At 69.9% G+C, this 16249-nt stretch carries 11 protein-coding genes; 4 read left to right on the top strand and 7 right to left on the bottom strand.

Going from position 1 to position 16249, the window contains the following annotated elements:
• Window positions 1-122: 122 nt before the first annotated feature.
• Both AB0D27_RS20060 and AB0D27_RS20055 read left to right on the top strand, forming a co-directional pair.
• Window positions 123-2381 (top strand): ATP-dependent RecD-like DNA helicase, encoded by a 2259-nt coding sequence (locus AB0D27_RS20060; protein ID WP_362510224.1) that lies wholly within the window; start codon window positions 123-125, stop codon window positions 2379-2381.
• Window positions 2382-2623: 242 nt separating this feature from the next.
• Window positions 2624-3913 (top strand): citrate synthase, encoded by a 1290-nt coding sequence (locus tag AB0D27_RS20055; protein ID WP_362510221.1) that lies wholly within the window; start codon window positions 2624-2626, stop codon window positions 3911-3913.
• Between the two features lie 589 nt (window positions 3914-4502).
• On the opposite strand, the gene AB0D27_RS20050 is transcribed toward AB0D27_RS20055, so the two are convergent.
• The 4 genes from AB0D27_RS20050 to AB0D27_RS20035 all read right to left on the bottom strand — a co-directional run bounded on the left by AB0D27_RS20050 (window position 4503) and on the right by AB0D27_RS20035 (window position 9264).
• On the bottom strand, window positions 4503-6743 hold the full coding sequence (locus AB0D27_RS20050) for a heavy metal translocating P-type ATPase (protein ID WP_362510218.1): 2241 nt from the start codon (window positions 6741-6743) through the stop codon (window positions 4503-4505).
• A gap of 81 nt (window positions 6744-6824) precedes the next feature.
• A complete protein-coding gene (locus AB0D27_RS20045) occupies window positions 6825-7064 on the bottom strand; it encodes a heavy-metal-associated domain-containing protein (protein ID WP_362510215.1) in 240 nt (79 codons plus the stop codon).
• Between the two features lie 52 nt (window positions 7065-7116).
• On the bottom strand, window positions 7117-8067 hold the full coding sequence (locus tag AB0D27_RS20040; protein WP_362510212.1) for a PrsW family intramembrane metalloprotease: 951 nt from the start codon (window positions 8065-8067) through the stop codon (window positions 7117-7119).
• Between the two features lie 555 nt (window positions 8068-8622).
• Entirely contained in the window at window positions 8623-9264 is a 642-nt protein-coding gene (locus AB0D27_RS20035) for a TetR family transcriptional regulator (RefSeq protein ID WP_362510362.1), read from the bottom strand.
• 513 nt (window positions 9265-9777) lie between these two features.
• Here AB0D27_RS20035 and AB0D27_RS20030 point away from each other — a divergent pair.
• Entirely contained in the window at window positions 9778-11976 is a 2199-nt protein-coding gene (locus AB0D27_RS20030) for an MMPL family transporter (RefSeq protein ID WP_362510208.1), read from the top strand.
• A gap of 280 nt (window positions 11977-12256) precedes the next feature.
• Window positions 12257-13300 (top strand): zinc-dependent alcohol dehydrogenase family protein, encoded by a 1044-nt coding sequence (locus AB0D27_RS20025; protein ID WP_362510205.1) that lies wholly within the window; start codon window positions 12257-12259, stop codon window positions 13298-13300.
• A gap of 90 nt (window positions 13301-13390) precedes the next feature.
• Here the strand turns inward: AB0D27_RS20025 and AB0D27_RS20020 are convergent, their stop codons facing one another.
• The 3 genes from AB0D27_RS20020 to AB0D27_RS20010 form a co-directional block, all read right to left on the bottom strand.
• Window positions 13391-13591, bottom strand: coding sequence for a MerR family transcriptional regulator (locus AB0D27_RS20020; protein WP_362510202.1), 201 nt, complete (start codon window positions 13589-13591; stop codon window positions 13391-13393).
• A 564-nt stretch (window positions 13592-14155) separates the two neighbouring features.
• On the bottom strand, window positions 14156-15124 hold the full coding sequence (locus AB0D27_RS20015; RefSeq protein WP_362510199.1) for a helix-turn-helix domain-containing protein: 969 nt from the start codon (window positions 15122-15124) through the stop codon (window positions 14156-14158).
• 109 nt (window positions 15125-15233) lie between these two features.
• On the bottom strand, window positions 15234-16124 hold the full coding sequence (locus tag AB0D27_RS20010) for a sugar phosphate isomerase/epimerase (protein ID WP_362510359.1): 891 nt from the start codon (window positions 16122-16124) through the stop codon (window positions 15234-15236).
• Between the last annotated feature and the right edge of the window lie 125 nt (window positions 16125-16249).

Genomic DNA, 16249 nt, shown 5'->3' with positions numbered 1-16249 from the left:
CCTCCTCGTGGAATCGATTACACGGAGGATTGGAATCGATTACACGGGCGTTGACAAGACCCCGATACCGGATCGTGACGAACCTGGTCCGGGTTGTCAGAGGCGGGCGGTAGCGTCGGATCATGTCCAATCAGGCGGGGAACCGGCAGGTGAGCCTGGCGGTTGTCGAGGGCGTACTCGAGCGGATCACGTACGCGAACGAGGAGAACGGATACACGGTCGCCCGAGTGGACACCGGCCGCGGCGCCGCCGACCTGCTCACGGTCGTGGGCTCGCTCCTCGGTGCCCAGGTCGGCGAGTCCCTGCGCATGGAGGGCCGCTGGGGCTCCCACCCCCAGTACGGCAAGCAGTTCACGGTGGAGAACTACACGACGGTCCTGCCCGCCACCGTCCAGGGCATCCGCCGCTATCTCGGCTCCGGCCTGGTCAAGGGGATCGGCCCGGTGTTCGCCGACCGCATCACCCAGCACTTCGGCCTGGACACCCTCCAGATCATCGAGGAGGAGCCGAAGCGGCTGATCGAGGTGCCGGGCCTCGGTCCCAAGCGGACCAAGAAGATCGCCGACGCCTGGGAGGAGCAGAAGGCGATCAAGGAGGTCATGCTCTTCCTCCAGACCGTCGAGGTGTCCACGTCCATCGCGGTCCGCATCTACAAGAAGTACGGCGACGCGTCCATCTCGGTCGTCAAGAACCAGCCCTACCGCCTCGCGTCCGACGTCTGGGGCATCGGCTTCCTCACCGCCGACAAGATCGCCCAGTCCGTCGGCATCCCGCACGACAGCCCCGAGCGCGTCAAAGCCGGCCTCCAGTACGCCCTTTCGCAGTCCACCGACCAGGGCCACTGCTATCTCCCCGAGGAACAACTGATCGCCGACGCGGTGAAGTTGCTCCAGGTGGACACGGGGCTGGTCATCGAGTGCCTGGCCGAGCTGGCCGCGCCGCCCGAGGAGGGCGAGGACCCAGGTGTCGTACGGGAGAAGGTGCCCGGCCCGGACGGCGGTGCGCCCGTCACCGCCATCTATCTCGTCCCCTTCCACCGTGCCGAACTCTCCCTCTCCGCCCAGCTGTCGCGCCTCCTGCGCACCGACCAGGACCGGATGCCCGGCTTCCACGACGTGGCGTGGGACAAGGCGCTGGCCTGGCTGAAAGGGCGCACGGGCGCGGAGCTGGCCCCCGAGCAGGAGGCGGCCGTCCGGCTCGCGCTCACCAAGAAGGTCGCCGTGCTCACCGGAGGGCCCGGCTGCGGCAAGTCGTTCACGGTCCGCTCGATCGTCGAACTGGCGCGCGCCAAGCGGGCGAAGGTCGTGCTGGCCGCCCCGACGGGCCGCGCCGCCAAGCGCCTCGCCGAGCTCACCGAAGCCGAGGCCTCCACGGTGCACCGGCTCCTGGAGCTCAAGCCGGGCGGTGACGCGGCGTACGACAAGGACCGCCCGCTGGACGCCGACCTGGTGGTCGTCGACGAGGCCTCCATGCTCGACCTCCTCCTCGCCAACAAGCTCGTCAAGGCGGTGCCTCCGGGCGCTCACCTGCTCTTCGTGGGGGATGTCGACCAGCTGCCCAGCGTCGGCGCCGGCGAGGTGCTGCGCGATCTGCTCGCCGAGGGCAGCCCGGTTCCCGCAGTCCGCCTCACCCGGGTCTTCCGGCAGGCCCAGCAGTCCGGGGTGGTGACCAACGCGCACCGGATCAACTCCGGGCAGCACCCGGTCACCGACGGCATGAAGGACTTCTTCCTCTTCGTCGAGGACGACACGGAGGAGGTGGGACGGCTCACGGTGGACGTGGCGGCGCGGCGGATTCCGGCCAAGTTCGGGCTTGACCCGCGCCGGGATGTGCAGGTCCTCGCGCCCATGCACCGGGGCCCGGCGGGCGCGGGCAACCTGAACGGCCTGCTCCAGCAGGCCATCACGCCCGGCCGCCCCGACCTCGCCGAGAAGCGGTTCGGCGGCAGGCTCTTCCGTGTCGGCGACAAGGTCACCCAGATCCGCAACAATTACGACAAGGGAAAGAACGGTGTCTTCAACGGCACCGTGGGCGTCGTCACCTCGCTCGATCCGGTCGAACAGCGTCTGACGGTGCTGACCGACGAGGACGAGGAGGTGCCGTACGACTTCGACGAACTCGACGAGCTGGCCCACGCGTACGCGGTGACCATCCACCGCTCCCAGGGCAGTGAGTACCCGGCCGTGGTCATCCCGGTCACCACGGGCGCGTGGATGATGCTCCAGCGCAATCTGCTCTACACGGCGGTCACCCGGGCCAAGAAGCTTGTCGTCCTCGTCGGCTCCCGCAAGGCGATAGGCCAGGCGGTCCGCACGGTGTCCGCGGGACGCCGCTGCACGGCCCTGGATTTCCGGCTCTCACCTCGCCCCCTGGAGGGCTGACTCGACGGCTCGGAGGCCTGCCGGGGCAGGCATCGCAAAAAATGATCGATCAAATGAGTCGCGAAGGTCACAGAGCACTTCCAGATGCGGAACCAACGGGGCAGGATGAGCAGGTTGGCGGCACTGAGTGCCGCCAATAGGCCCAATGGTCGACCCCGAGTGCACTCTCCAGGGCCAAATGGGGGATGGTAGAGACAGTCAGGGCACCTCGAAGAAGAGGCACAACGTCGGTGAGGGATGACGTGAGCGACAACTCTGTAGTACTGCGGTACGGCGATGGCGAGTACACCTACCCGGTGATCGACAGCACCGTCGGCGACAAGGGCTTCGACATCGGGAAGCTCCGCGCCCAGACCGGGCTGGTGACTCTGGACAGCGGATATGGCAACACCGCCGCCTATAAATCCGCGATCACCTATCTCGACGGTGAGCAGGGCATCCTCCGGTACCGCGGCTACCCGATCGAGCAGCTGGCCGAGCGCTCCACGTTCCTGGAGGTGGCCTACCTGCTGATCAACGGTGAGCTGCCGAACATCGACGAGCTCTCCACCTTCAGGAACGAGATCACGCAGCACACCCTGCTGCACGAGGACGTCAAGAACTTCTACAAGGGCTTCCCGCGCGACGCCCACCCGATGGCCATGCTGTCCTCGGTGGTCTCCGCGCTGTCCACGTTCTACCAGGACAGCCACAACCCGTTCGACGAGAAGCAGCGCAACCTCTCCACGATCCGCCTGCTCGCCAAGCTTCCGACGATCGCCGCGTACGCGTACAAGAAGTCGATCGGTCACCCCTTCGTCTACCCGCGCAACGACCTCGGGTACGTCGAGAACTTCCTGCGCATGACCTTCTCGGTCCCCGCGCAGGAGTACGACCTTGACCCGGTCGTCGTCTCCGCGCTCGACAAGCTGCTGATCCTGCACGCGGACCACGAGCAGAACTGTTCGACCTCCACCGTGCGTCTGGTGGGCTCGTCGCAGGCGAATATGTTCGCCTCGATCTCCGCCGGTATCTCCGCGCTCTGGGGTCCGCTGCACGGTGGCGCCAACCAGTCCGTCCTGGAGATGCTCGAGGGCATCCAGGCCTCCGGCGGCGACGTCGACTCCTTCATCCGCAAGGTGAAGAACAAGGAGGACGGCGTCCGTCTGATGGGCTTCGGCCACCGCGTCTACAAGAACTTCGACCCCCGGGCGAAGATCATCAAGGCGGCGGCGCACGACGTTCTCTCGGCGCTCGGCAAGTCCGACGAGCTGCTGGACATCGCGCTCAAGCTGGAGGAGCACGCGCTCTCCGACGACTACTTCGTCTCGCGCAGCCTCTACCCGAACGTGGACTTCTACACCGGCCTGATCTACCGCGCCATGGGCTTCCCGACCGAGATGTTCACGGTCCTGTTCGCCCTCGGCCGCCTCCCGGGCTGGATCGCCCAGTGGCACGAGATGATCAAGGAGCCCGGCTCCCGCATCGGCCGCCCGCGCCAGATCTACACGGGCGTCGTGGAGCGCGACTTCGTGCCGGTCGAGGCCCGCTAGGCCCGGGTCACCCATGGTGCCCTGCGGCGAGTGAGCCGAAGGGGCTTCTGCGCCCCGGAGGCGAACCGAGCCACAAAAAAACGGAAAGCGCCCTGCTGCCGGTCCCCCCACGGGCCGGAGTCAGGGCGCTTTCCTTGTCCCGGTGCGGATTCCCCCCACGGGATCCGGCCGGGCGTCTGTGGGACAGCGCCTGAATCGCTGTGAGCCGGCACGGGGCCGACGGTGAGCAAAACGAGCAAAACTCTCTGCACTGCGGTGCGATCTGCCGGGACGCGTACGGGTCGGGAGGGCCGCTCAAAGCTCCCCGGTGTACGTGCCCCGGCGACGCAATTTCCGGGAACGTCCCCCAAGACATCCCCAGATGTCAGTCACGCCCCCCAAGACGCTTCTGACATCGCCAACTTAGACTCACGAACCCCTTCGATGGTTACGTTCACATCACTGTGATCTGCGTCTCTTGCATATGTCCTGAAGATACGCAAGAGGCCCGATACGGGAATCGGAGCCCAAGCGTAAGGAAGATGCGCGAGCCTTGTGAAGAGCTTATGTGAGCCTGCCGTTGGACTCTAGGGGGACTCTTACTCCGTCGTCATGAGAATGCCCTGAGCCGAAGGCTGTTCGTGACCACGAACACCGACGAGAAGGCCATCGCCGCCCCGGCAATCATGGGGTTCAGCAGCCCGGCGGCGGCCAGGGGCAGCGCCGCCACGTTGTATCCGAAGGCCCAGATCAGATTTCCCTTGATCGTGGACAGCGTCCTGCGCGCCAGCCGGATCGCGTCCGCGGCCACCCGCAGATCGCCGCGCACGAGCGTCAGATCGCTCGCCTCGATCGCCGCGTCCGTGCCCGTGCCCATCGCGAGCCCCAGGTCGGCGGTGGCGAGTGCCGCCGCGTCGTTGACGCCGTCGCCGACCATCGCCACGGTCCGGCCCTCGCTCTGCAGCCGCTTGACCACGTCGACCTTGTCCTCGGGCAGCACCTCGGCGATCACCTGCCCGGAGTCGATGCCGACGGCACGCGCCACGGCCTCGGCGACCGCCCGGTTGTCACCGGTGAGCAGGACCGGCGTGAGCCCCAGGGCGCGCAGCGCGCGTACGGCCTCGGCGCTGGTCTCCTTGATCGCGTCGGCGACGGTCAGGACACCGAGTGCCGCGCCGTCCCGGGTGACCACGACGGCCGTACGTCCCTCGGCCTCCGCCGCGCTCTTGGCGCGGGCCAGCTCGTCCGGGAGCACCTCCAGGAACCGCCCCACCGTGACCTCGTGACCGCCCACGAGCCCGCGGACGCCCCGCCCGGGCACGTTCTCGAAGTGCTCCAGCGGCGGAAAGTCCCCAGCGCGCTCCTGAGCGCCTGCCGCGATGGCCTGGGCAATCGGATGCTCGGAGGCGTGTTCCAGGGCTCCGGCGAGGCGTAGAACCTCTTTCTCGGCGGTGTCACCGGCGACGTACACCTCTTGAAGTTTCATGCGTCCCGTCGTGACCGTCCCGGTCTTGTCCAGGACGACGGTGTCGACGCGGCGGGTGGACTCCAGGACTTCGGGACCCTTGATGAGGATGCCGAGCTGGGCGCCGCGCCCGGTGCCGACCATCAGGGCGGTCGGGGTGGCCAGGCCCAACGCGCACGGGCAGGCGATGATCAGCACCGCGACGGCCGCGGTGAAGGCGGCGACCGTGTCACCCGTGACCGTGAGCCACACCCCGAAGGTGCCGAGCGCGATCAGCAGCACCACCGGCACGAAGACCCCGGAGATCCGGTCGGCGAGGCGCTGCACCTCGGCCTTGCCGTTCTGCGCGTCCTCGACGAGCCGTGCCATCCGGGCGAGTTGGGTGTCCGCGCCGATCCGGGTCGCCTCGACGACGAGCCGGCCGCCGGCGTTCACGGTCGCGCCGGTGACGGAGGATCCGACCGTCACGTCCACCGGTACGGACTCGCCCGTCAGCAGCGCGGCGTCGACGGCCGACGATCCCTCCACCACCGTGCCGTCGGTGGCGATCTTCTCGCCGGGCCGTACGACGAAACGGTCGCCCGTGGTGAGTTGCGAGACGGGGATACGGACCTCACGACCGTCCCGTAGCACCGCGACGTCCTTCGCGCCCAGCTCCATCAGCGCCCGCAGCGCCGCCCCCGCGCGCCGCTTGGAGCGGGCCTCCAGATAACGGCCGAGCAGGATGAACGCGACGACACCGGCGGCGACCTCGAGATACAGCGTCGACGCCCCGTCCGTGCGCGAGACGGTGAAATCGAAGCCGTGCCGCATGCCCGGCATCCCGGCGTCGCCGAGAAACAGCGCCCACAGGGACCAGCCGAACGCGGCGAGCGTGCCGACCGAGACCAGCGTGTCCATGGTGGCGGCGCCGTGTCGGGCGTTCGTCCACGCGGCCTGGTGGAAGGGCAGTCCGCCCCAGACGACGACGGGCGCGGTGAGCGTCAGCGAGAGCCACTGCCAGTTGTCGAACTGGAGGGCCGGGATCATCGCCAGCAGGACGACGGGAAGGGCCAGCAGGGCGGAGACGGTCAGCCGCCTGCGCAGAGAGGCCAGTTCGGGGTCTTCCTCGACACCGGGTTCCGGCGTCTCGCTCCGCGGCGGAGGGGGCTCCTCGGCCGTGTATCCCGTCCTCACCACGGTGGCGATCAGATCGGCGATCCCTACCCCCTCCGGGTAGGAGACCTTCGCCTTCTCCGTCGCGAAATTGACGGTGGCGCTGACGCCGTCCATGCGGTTGAGCTTCTTCTCGACGCGGGCCGCGCAGGAGGCGCAGGTCATTCCGCCGATGGTGAGTTCGACCTCGGAGGTCGTGCCTATGGCTGTCTCAGCGATGGTGGTGGTCACGTCCGTACTCCAGGGAGCAGACCGGGCCGTACGGAGCCAGTATCAGCTGGTCGGTACAGCCCGGTGGGGGAGAGATACGTTTCAGGCCTTGCCGACGAGCTCGAAGCCCGCCTCGTCCACGGCGGCGCGGACCGCGTCCTCGTCGAGCGGGGCGTCGGAGACGACGGTGACCTCACCCGTCGAGGCGACGGCCTTCACCGAGGTGACACCGGCGAGCCGGGAGATCTCACCGGACACGGAGCCTTCACAGTGCCCGCAGCTCATCCCGCTCACCTGGTAGACGGTGGTGACGGAACCCGAGGTGTCGGTCTGCGCGGTCATGACGTTACTCCTCGTCGAGGCGTGTGGGGCTTGGGAGACCCACACTATACCCCTAGGGGGTATTTCTCCAAGCGGAGTCGCGGCGCGCCAGTGAACGCATCCAGGCGATGCCGATGAGCGAGACCATGATCAGTCCGCCGACCGAGAACAGCGTGAAGAGATGTTCCTGCTCCCCGGAGGGCCGCGGCATATAGCCCTGCCCGAACAGCGTCCGGTCGAGCCCCGTGCCGCTCAACCGGGCCACCAGCCAGAGCGCGATGCCGTGCGTCGAGTCCCACAGGGTGTGCAGCAGGGAGACGCCGAGGTAGGTGCCGAGCACCGGGGAGACGAGCTCGTAGCGCCCGTTCGGGTGGCGGTACGACAGCAGGACCGCACCCGCGATCGCGGTCCACAGGCCGTGTCCGAAGGCGGCGAGCACCCCGCGAAGGATCTCGGTCTCCAGGAGCGCGCGCAGATCGACGCCATGGAGCGAGACGGCGGCGTTGAACGCGTAGCCCGCGCTCTCCAGGGCTGCGAAGCCGAGTCCGACACTCGCACCGAGCACGAGGCCGGCTCGCAGTCCGCGGACGCGGGTGTGCCGGCGCAGCACGAACACCAGCGCGGCGAGCTTCGCCGCTTCCCCGATCAGCCCGACACCGACGTACATCCCCAGCGAGGGGTGGAGCAGGTGGCCCTTCGTCGCCGACGCGCCGAGCACGCCGAGGGCGCCGCCGGTCAGGAAACAGCCGAGGATCAGATGCACGCCCAGGTCACGGCCGTGCCGCTCGTACGCCCAGAGCGCGAAGGTGACGGGGACCAGGAAGCTGCCGAGCATGATCAGGGTCGGCAGCAGCGTGGTGTTCTTCGTCGCGTACGTGATCATCGCGGTCAGCACCCAGAGCGCGAGCCCGATCCCGAAACAGCGCCTCCACAGTCCGACGCGGACCCGGGGGTAGGAGGGCGGGGGCTGCTGGGGTCCGGGAATGCGAGCCCGGGGTGCGCCGGGCGGCTGATTCTGGGTCACGGCTTGTCCCTTTATCCCTCGGGCTCGGACGGGCTGATCCGACATATCGACCTATCGATGGATCGACGCAGGCGTATTTGATGGACCGCCGAAGACGAACCGATGGACGGGCGACGTAGACGAATCGTGGATCGATTTGCCCGAACCTTATGGTAAATACCCCCTATGTCGCAGGCCGGGGCGCTCATCCTGATCATGTCCATCGTGGTGCTCGTCCCGCTGCCGGGGTACGGGATCAGCCGCTGACCGCCGGTGCCGCTGGTCCTCTTCGAGAACCCGCTCGGCATCCTGGTCGGCCCAGACGCGTTGGGCTGGGTCGGTGAGGGCCAGGTCATCGACACGCTCTCGAACCTCGGCCTCACGACGCTCATCGTCCTGGCCGGACATGAGATCGAGTGCGACAAGATCCGCGACGACTCGGCGCCGGCAGCGGAAACACGAGTACGGACACCGGCGGCCCCCGCCAGCGCCGCCGCCCCATGTCGGCCAGGTCGCGGGGCGAGGGGGTGGGGGCAGGGGAGCCGGTCAGGGTGTCGGAGTCGTCGTGAGGTTCTCCTAGGTGAGCGTCCGGTCGCCGACCAGGGGCTGGAGGTAGCGGATGAGGACGTTCTTCAGCTCCTGGACGTACGCCTCCTGCTCGGCTCCCTCGTGGGCGAGGACCAGCTCCAGGCCGGCCTTGTAGATACCCAGGCACACGTGCGCGGTGCGCGTGACGTCGGCGGCGGGCGCGTCGGGCAGGAACGAGGAGAGCAGTGCTTCGACCCGGGAGACCAGGGTCATGTGCAGGACGTCGTGCTGCTCCGCGATGCGGCCAGGGATGTCCGGACCGTGCATCAGCGCGAAGAACACCGGGTGTTCGCAGTTGAAGTCGATGAAGCGGTCGACGGCGGCGCCGATGGCCTGCTCCAGCGGGGTCGCGGGGTCGACCGGCGCGAGCGCCTCGCCGTAGGTCTCGCGCATCTCGTGCATGAGCCGGTCGCCCAGCTCTATCGCGATCGCTTCCTTGTTCGGGAAGAACTGGTACAGCGTGCCCGGCGAGACGCCCGCCTCACGGGCGATGGCGTTGGTGCTGGCGGCGGTGTAGCCGGTCGTGCAGAAGACGGAGGCGGCGGCCTCCAGAAGTTGGGCGATACGGCGCTCGCCGCGGGCCTGCCGACGGCGGGGCCGTTCGTCGGCGGCCCGCTGCTTCTCGGGCATCTCGGGCACGAGTTATCCCCAGCTCTCCGAACGCGATTGACAAACACGAGCGGTCGCTCGCATTCTGGTGAAACGCGAGCGATCTCTCGTGTTTGCCAGTCTATGGCAATGGTCGATCCATGCCGCCCGTTCACACGCGGGCGGGGATCACGGTGAAGGGGACACCGCACGATGACCGAAGTCAATAGCGCAGGTCACAGCCCGGGGAGGGGCGGCGGGGGCCCAGGGAGGGGCGGCGGCGAGGGCCCGGGGACGGGCGCGGGCGGCGGTCGCGGGACGGGGACTGGGACGGGGACGGGGACGGGCGAGGGTCGGGGGACGGATGAAATGGATGAAGGAGACGGGCGGGGCATGGGTGCGGGTGACGGCCGGGGAGCCGGTGGGAGCGAGGGCCGTGGGATGAATACGGGTGACGGCCGGGGGATGAATAAGGGTGGCGGCCGGGGAGCCGGTGGGGGCACGGGCCGGGGGGCGGGCGCGGGCGATCGCCGGAGAGCCGGTGGGGGCGGCGGGATGCGGATTGGCGGGTGGACGCGTTTCGTGACCGCGCGGCCACGGCTTTCGCTGCTCGTCGCCCTGGTGCTCACCGCGCTCGCCGTGGTCGCCGGCAGCGGGGTGGCCGACCGGCTGGGCAGCGGCGGCTGGGAGGATCCGACCGCCCAGTCGACGTACGCGACCAAGGCGCTGGAGCGGGAGTTCCCCGCCTCGCAGCCCAATCTGCTGCTCCTCCTCGACTCGGGCGGAGCCTCGGTCGACGATCCCTCGGTCGCCGCCGAGGCGAAGCGGCTCGCGGCCCGGCTGGCCACCGAGCGGGGCGTGACGGGCGTCGGTTCCTACTGGCAGTCCGGCTCACCGGCGCTGAAGGCGAAGGACGGGCACGAAGCGCTGCTCGCCGCGCGGATAACGGGCGATGAGAAGACCGCGGCCGAGACCCTGGACCGACTCGCGCCCTCCTACCGGGGCAAGCACGGCCCGGTCGAGGTCAAGGTCGGCGGCCCCGTGGCCGTACGGCACGAGATGCAGACGACGATCCGTGAGGACCTGACCCGGGCCGAGCTGATCGCCCTGCCGGTCACCCTGGTGCTGCTGGTGATGGTCTTCGGCAGCGCGGTCGCGGCCCTGCTGCCGCTCGGCGTCGGCATCATCGCGATCCTCGGCACCAACGCGGTGCTGAGGGGCCTCACCGAGTTCACGGACGTCTCGGTCTTCGCGATGAACCTCACCACGGCCCTGGGACTCGGCCTGGCCATCGACTACGCCCTGTTCATCGTCCGCAGGTTCCGCGAGGAGCTGGCCACCGGCGCCGAGCCGCTCACCGCCGTCGGCACGACCTTGCGCACCGCGGGCCGCACGGTCCTCTTCTCCTCCCTCACGGTCGCCGTGTCCCTGGCGGCGATGCTGCTCTTCCCGCAGTACTTCCTGCGGTCCTTCGCTTACTCGGGCATCGCCGTGGTGCTGCTGGCCGCGGGCGCCGCGCTGATCCTGCTCCCGGCGGCGCTGGTGCTGCTCGGGGACCGGGTGAACTCCCTCGACGTGCGGCGCCTGTTCCGGCGCGGAGAGCCGCGGGCGACGGGCGGCGGAGCCGCCTGGGGGCGTCTGGCCTCCCTCGTCATGCGCAGAGCACCGCTCTTCGCGGTGGCCACCACGGTCGGGCTCATCGTCCTCGGACTGCCCTTCCTGGGCGTGAAGTTCGGCACGGCGGACGACCGCCAGCTGCCCTCGGGCGCCGAGTCCCACGTCGTTCAGCAGCACATACGGGACGGCTTCCCGGGAAGCCCCGGCGGCGGCCTGGAGGTACTCGCCGAGGGGCCGGCCACCGAGACGCAGTACGCGCGGTACAAGGACCGGGTCGCCGCGCTGCCCGAGGTGCTGCGGGTGGACGGGCCGCTGGTGAAGGGCGACTCGGCGTACTTCACGGTGCTGCCGAAGGGCGAGGCCGTGGACGCGGACGCCCAGCGCCTGGTGGGTGAACTGCGCGCGACGCACGCGCCGTTCGACACGGCGGTGACCGGCACGGCGGCGGTCCTCGTCGACTCCAAGCACGCCATAGCCGACCGGCTCCCCTGGGCGGCGGCGTTCATCGCGATCGTCACCCTGCTCCTCGTCTTCCTCCTCACCGGCAGTGTGCTGATCCCGATCCAGGCGGTGCTGCTCAACGCGCTCAGCCTGACGGCGATGTTCGGGGCGGTGGTCTGGGTCTTCCAGGACGGTCATCTCTCGGGGCCGCTCGACTTCACCAGCTCGGGCTCGATCGAGACGACCCTCCCGGTCCTGATGTTCTGCGTGGCCTTCGGCCTCTCCATGGACTACGGAGTCTTCCTGCTGTCCCGAATAAAGGAGGAGTACGACCACACCGGCGACCACCGGGAGGCGGTCCGCTTCGGTCTCCAGCGCACCGGCGGACTGATCACCGCGGCCGCGGTCATCCTCGCGGTGGTGATGGTCGCCATAGGCACCTCACGCGTGGCCAACACCAAGATGCTCGGCCTGGGCATCGCGCTCGCCGTGCTGATGGACGCCATGATCGTCCGGGGCCTGCTGGTTCCGGCGGTCATGCGCCTCTCGGGCCGCGCCACCTGGTGGGCGCCCGGGCCGCTGCGGCGATTCCACGACCGGTTCGGGCTCAGCGAAGGGGAGGCGCGGGCCGCCGATGCCCCGGAGGCATCGGCGGAGGGTGATCGGGACCGGGACAAGGTCGAGGCGCGCGGCTAGGGCGTGGCCGGAGGATCATGCCGCGGACGCGGGGTCTGGCACGCCCTCCGGGTCTGGCGCGCCCTCCCCCACGCTCGGCTTCGCTCGCGAGCGGCCCCATCGGCGTGGTCGTCGGTTGTCGACGCTCCGCGTCGCCGCCCTCCTCGGCCTTGCGGCTGGACGCACCAGACCCCGCTCACCGGCGCCGATCCGAAGGACCGTTGCCTCCCTGCGACCTGATCCGCCGGACAGGCCCTAGCGTGCACCCCGGAAGGTGATCTCCGGGCGGAGGGCGAGACGGATGAGGGCAGTGGTGTTCGAGCGGTACGGCGAGCCGGCCGAGGTACGCGAGGTGGCGGACCCGGCGCCCGCGGAGCACGGAGTCGTGGTGCGGGTCGAGGCCACGGGGCTGTGCCGGAGCGACTGGCACGGGTGGATGGGGCACGACCCGGACATCACGCTGCCGCATGTGCCGGGGCACGAACTCGCGGGGACGGTCGAGGCGGTGGGGGCCCGGGTGACGGGCTGGCACCCCGGCGACCGTGTCACCGTCCCGTTCGTCTGCGCCTGCGGAAGCTGTCCCGCGTGCGCGGCGGGCGACCAGCAGGTGTGCGAACGGCAGACCCAGCCGGGGTTCACCCACTGGGGCTCCTTCGCGCAGTACGTGGCACTCGACCACGCCGACGTGAACCTGGTCGCGGTGCCGGACGAGTTGTCCTTCGCGACGGCGGCCTCGCTGGGGTGCCGGTTCGCCACGGCGTTCCGTGCGGTGGTCGCGCAGGGGAGGGCGGCCGCGGGGGAATGGGTGGCCGTGCACGGGTGCGGAGGTGTGGGCCTGTCGGCGGTGATGATCGCGGCGGCGTCGGGAGCGCGGGTCGTGGCCGTCGACGTGTCACCGGCGGCGCTGGACCTGGCGCGGAAGTTCGGGGCGGCGGAGTGCGTGGACGCGTCCGGGGTCCAGGACACGGCGGAGGCGGTCCGCGAACTGACCGGCGGCGGCGCGCACGTGTCGCTGGACGCGCTGGGCTCCCCGGTCACCTGCGCTGCCTCGGTGAACGGCCTGCGCCGCCGGGGCCGCCATGTCCAGGTCGGCCTCCTCCCCTCACCCACCGGCGCCACCCCGGTCCCGATGTCCCGCGTCATCGGCCTCGAACTCGAAATCCTCGGCAGCCACGGCATGCCGGCACACGCCTACCCGGCACTGCTGCAACTGGTCCGCGCGGGCGCGCTCCGCCCCGACCTCCTGGTGACGTCGACGATCCCGCTCGCCGCGGCGCCCGTGGCGCTGGCGGAAATGGGCACGGCACCGGGGGCGGGCGTGACCGTCATCGAGCCGTGGAGCTGACGGGGTGCCCGCGATGTCCGGCCCACTCATGATCATGGACGGCCGAAAGTCTGTGCCCCACCCGCAAGTGGGGCACAGGGGCGGGGCGGGTCAGTCGTATCTGCGGCCGCGGTTTCCTGGGCGGGAGGCGACCCAGGCGCGGACGGTATCCGCGTACCAGTAGGGCTTTCCGCCCTCCACATGGTCAGGAGGAGGCAGCAGCCCGTGCTTGCGATAGGACCGCACGGTGTCCGGCTGCACCTTGATGTGCGCCGCGATCTCCTTGTACGACCAAAGCCGACGGTCGGTCATGAGTGCACCTCCCTGCGCGCACCGCGGCGGCGGCCGGGGGCGGCCGTCGGGGGAGCCGGGCGCTGCGCTGGCGATCACAAAGCCTGTGCCCCGTGAACGACATCGCGTGAGCGCAGGCAAGCCCCTGTAGACCAGGTGTGACCCAAGACCCGCATACATGGGACATGCGTGACAGGGATGTGTTTTTTGTGACACGAGTGACGCAATAAGAGGCCGTAACCGCTGGCGACAAGAGGCCGTAACCGCTGGCGACCGCCCGACGCGGGCGCGCTGTCGCCGCTACCGCTGTGGGCAATCGTCCCGCAGGGCGATGGGGGTCCCCCCTCGAGCGAAGCCGAGAGTGGGGGAGGGCGGGCACAGCCGACAGTGCCGGGTGCCGCCCAGGACGCTCCAGCCCCCGGTTCCGGCAAGAAGCCTGCACTCCGGGTGCACTGCAATTGGGGTCAAGTCAGGTCCGCCCAAGGCGCCCCCGCCAGCCAAGGGTGGGCCGGACCCGCTGCGCCGGGCCCGGCCCACCGGCTCCCCGCATCCCCCCGGATCAGTGGCCGGAGGCACAGCGTGTCGTCAGCGCGTCCCGCCGGTCTTGGAAAAAATCGCACTCCGCCCACTCCGGTCGCCCAAGAGCACCAGACTCGTGGCTTCACCCGCCAAACGGCTGTCCCCCGGAGGGCCGGGCGGCGATACCGACTCGGTCCCCCGCGCCGCCGTGAACTCTCGCGGCGTGCATCCCGTCATCGCCTTGAACTCCCCGCTGAGATGCGCCTGGTCGTAGTACCCGCAGACCGCCGCCGTCTCGGCCTGCGACCGCCCCGCCGCGAGCAGCCGCCGCGCCCGCTGCAACCGCAGCACCCGCGCCGCGGCCTTCGGCCCGAGCCCGATCTGCTCCCGGAAACCTCCAACTGCCGTACGCTCCACCCCACTTCGGCGGCGAGCCGCGGCACCGGTATCGCACCCCAGGTCCGCTGGAGGTGGGCCCAGGCCCGCACCACCCGCCCCGAACTCGGCGTTCCCTCCCCGGCCCAGCGCGTGAGCACGTCGTCGAGCAGCCCGAACCGCTCCGGCCAGGCCGGCAACGCGGCCAGCGCGGCGGAGAGTTCGCCGATGCTTTTCCAGCCGTCGCGGTCGGCACGGGAGATGCGGCAACTCGTCGGGGTCCACGGTCCGGTCGGCGAGTTCGTACTGCGGTGTGCTGAAGAGCGTGAACGCGGCCCAGGGCGCGAGCAGCACCTCGATGCCCGACAGCCGTCCGGCGTGCTCGCCGACGGCCGCGGTGGTCGTCGGCCCGGAGAACACCGACACGAGGGTGACGGGAGGTCGGCCGAGGCGGGAGATGCGTACGGGCTGTTCGAAGCCGAGGAGCAGCGTCGCCGCGCCGATCGGTGTCTCAAGACGGCGCCGGGGCCCGTCGAGGGCGAGCCGGATCCCGCGGTAGCTGATCACCACAGGCCGCAGCCGCGGATGGGGCAGCGCGAGGGCGGTCTCCCAGGAGCCGCCGGGCCCATGCCCCGCCCGCGAGACGATTCCCGTCGCCATCCGCCCCTCCCGCCGCCGCCCACACCTGGGAAACCCCCCATGGTGCAACGCGCCACACCGGCGCCGAAAGGCCCGCCGTACCCGGGCTCCCGGCGGGCCCGCACGGTGGCTAGGCCCCGCAGGACCTCAGGAATGCCCGAGTTCGCTGGGCGATCGGCAGTGGCTTGTCCGGTGGGCACGGGTACATGTCCTGCTCGACAATGGCGAAGAGGTCGACGTCGAGGTGTTGGGCGGCGGCGAGGACGGGTTCGAGGGCCGGTACGCCGGAGGGCGGTTCGCACATCACGCCACGGGCCACGGCGGGCCCGAACGGGAGTTCGTCGGCGCGGACCTCGGCGAGGATCAGCGGGTCCACCTGCTTGAGGTGGAGGTAGCCGATGCGCTCGCCGTACGTCTCGATGAGCTTGACGCTGTCGCCGCCGCAGTACGCGTAGTGGCCGGTGTCGAGGCAGAGCGACACCAGCGACGAGTCGGTCGCGTCGAGGAAACGCGTGACGTTCTCCTCGCTGTCGATGTGCGTGTCGGCGTGCGGGTGGACGACGATGCGCAGCCCGTAGCGCTCGCGCACCTCATGGGCGAGCCGCTCGGTCTGGGCGGTGAGATTGCGCCACTGCGTCGGCGTCAGTGTGCTGTCCTCGAGCACCGCGCCCGTCTTGTCGTCGCGCCAGAAGGCCGGGATGACGACGAGGTGTTCGGCGCCCATCGCCTGGGTGAGCGCCGCGATGTCCGAGACGTGCGCCCAGGTGGACTCCCACACCTCCGGCCCCCGGTGCAGGCCCGTGAAGACCGTGCCGGCCGAGACGGTGAGCCCGCGCCGCGCGGTCTCCGCCTTGAGGACGGCGGGATCGGTGGGCAGATAGCCGTACGGGCCCAGTTCGATCCACTCGTATCCCGACGCGGAGACCTCGTCGAGGAAGCGCTGCCAGGGGACTTGCCGGGAGTCGTCGGGGAACCAGACGCCCCAGGAGTCGGGAGCCGAACCGATCCGGATGCGGGACAGTGAAGACGGAGGCGACGGCTGCGGTGATGACTGCGGTGATGACTGCGGTGATGACTGCGGTGATGACTGCGGTGATGACTGCGGTGATGACTGCGGTGATGACTGCGGTGATGACTGCGGTGATG

Origin of the sequence: Streptomyces sp. NPDC048415 (assembly GCF_040651675.1) — a bacterium.
In the GTDB taxonomy this organism is placed as follows: domain Bacteria; phylum Actinomycetota; class Actinomycetes; order Streptomycetales; family Streptomycetaceae; genus Streptomyces.
This window is presented reverse-complemented; position numbering and strand designations above follow the sequence as displayed.

Excerpts from the sequence above, each read along its gene's own strand:
- AB0D27_RS20060 (WP_362510224.1), top strand. The coding sequence starts at position 123 with ATGTCCAATCAGGCGGGGAACCGGCAGGTGAGCCTGGCGGTTGTCGAG.
- AB0D27_RS20045 (WP_362510215.1), bottom strand. The coding sequence starts at position 7,064 with ATGACCGCGCAGACCGACACCTCGGGTTCCGTCACCACCGTCTACCAG.
- AB0D27_RS20035 (WP_362510362.1), bottom strand. The coding sequence starts at position 9,264 with ATGCCCGAGAAGCAGCGGGCCGCCGACGAACGGCCCCGCCGTCGGCAG.
- AB0D27_RS20030 (WP_362510208.1), top strand. The coding sequence starts at position 9,778 with ATGCGGATTGGCGGGTGGACGCGTTTCGTGACCGCGCGGCCACGGCTT.
- AB0D27_RS20025 (WP_362510205.1), top strand. The coding sequence starts at position 12,257 with ATGAGGGCAGTGGTGTTCGAGCGGTACGGCGAGCCGGCCGAGGTACGC.
- AB0D27_RS20020 (WP_362510202.1), bottom strand. The coding sequence starts at position 13,591 with ATGACCGACCGTCGGCTTTGGTCGTACAAGGAGATCGCGGCGCACATC.
- AB0D27_RS20015 (WP_362510199.1), bottom strand. The coding sequence starts at position 15,124 with ATGGCGACGGGAATCGTCTCGCGGGCGGGGCATGGGCCCGGCGGCTCC.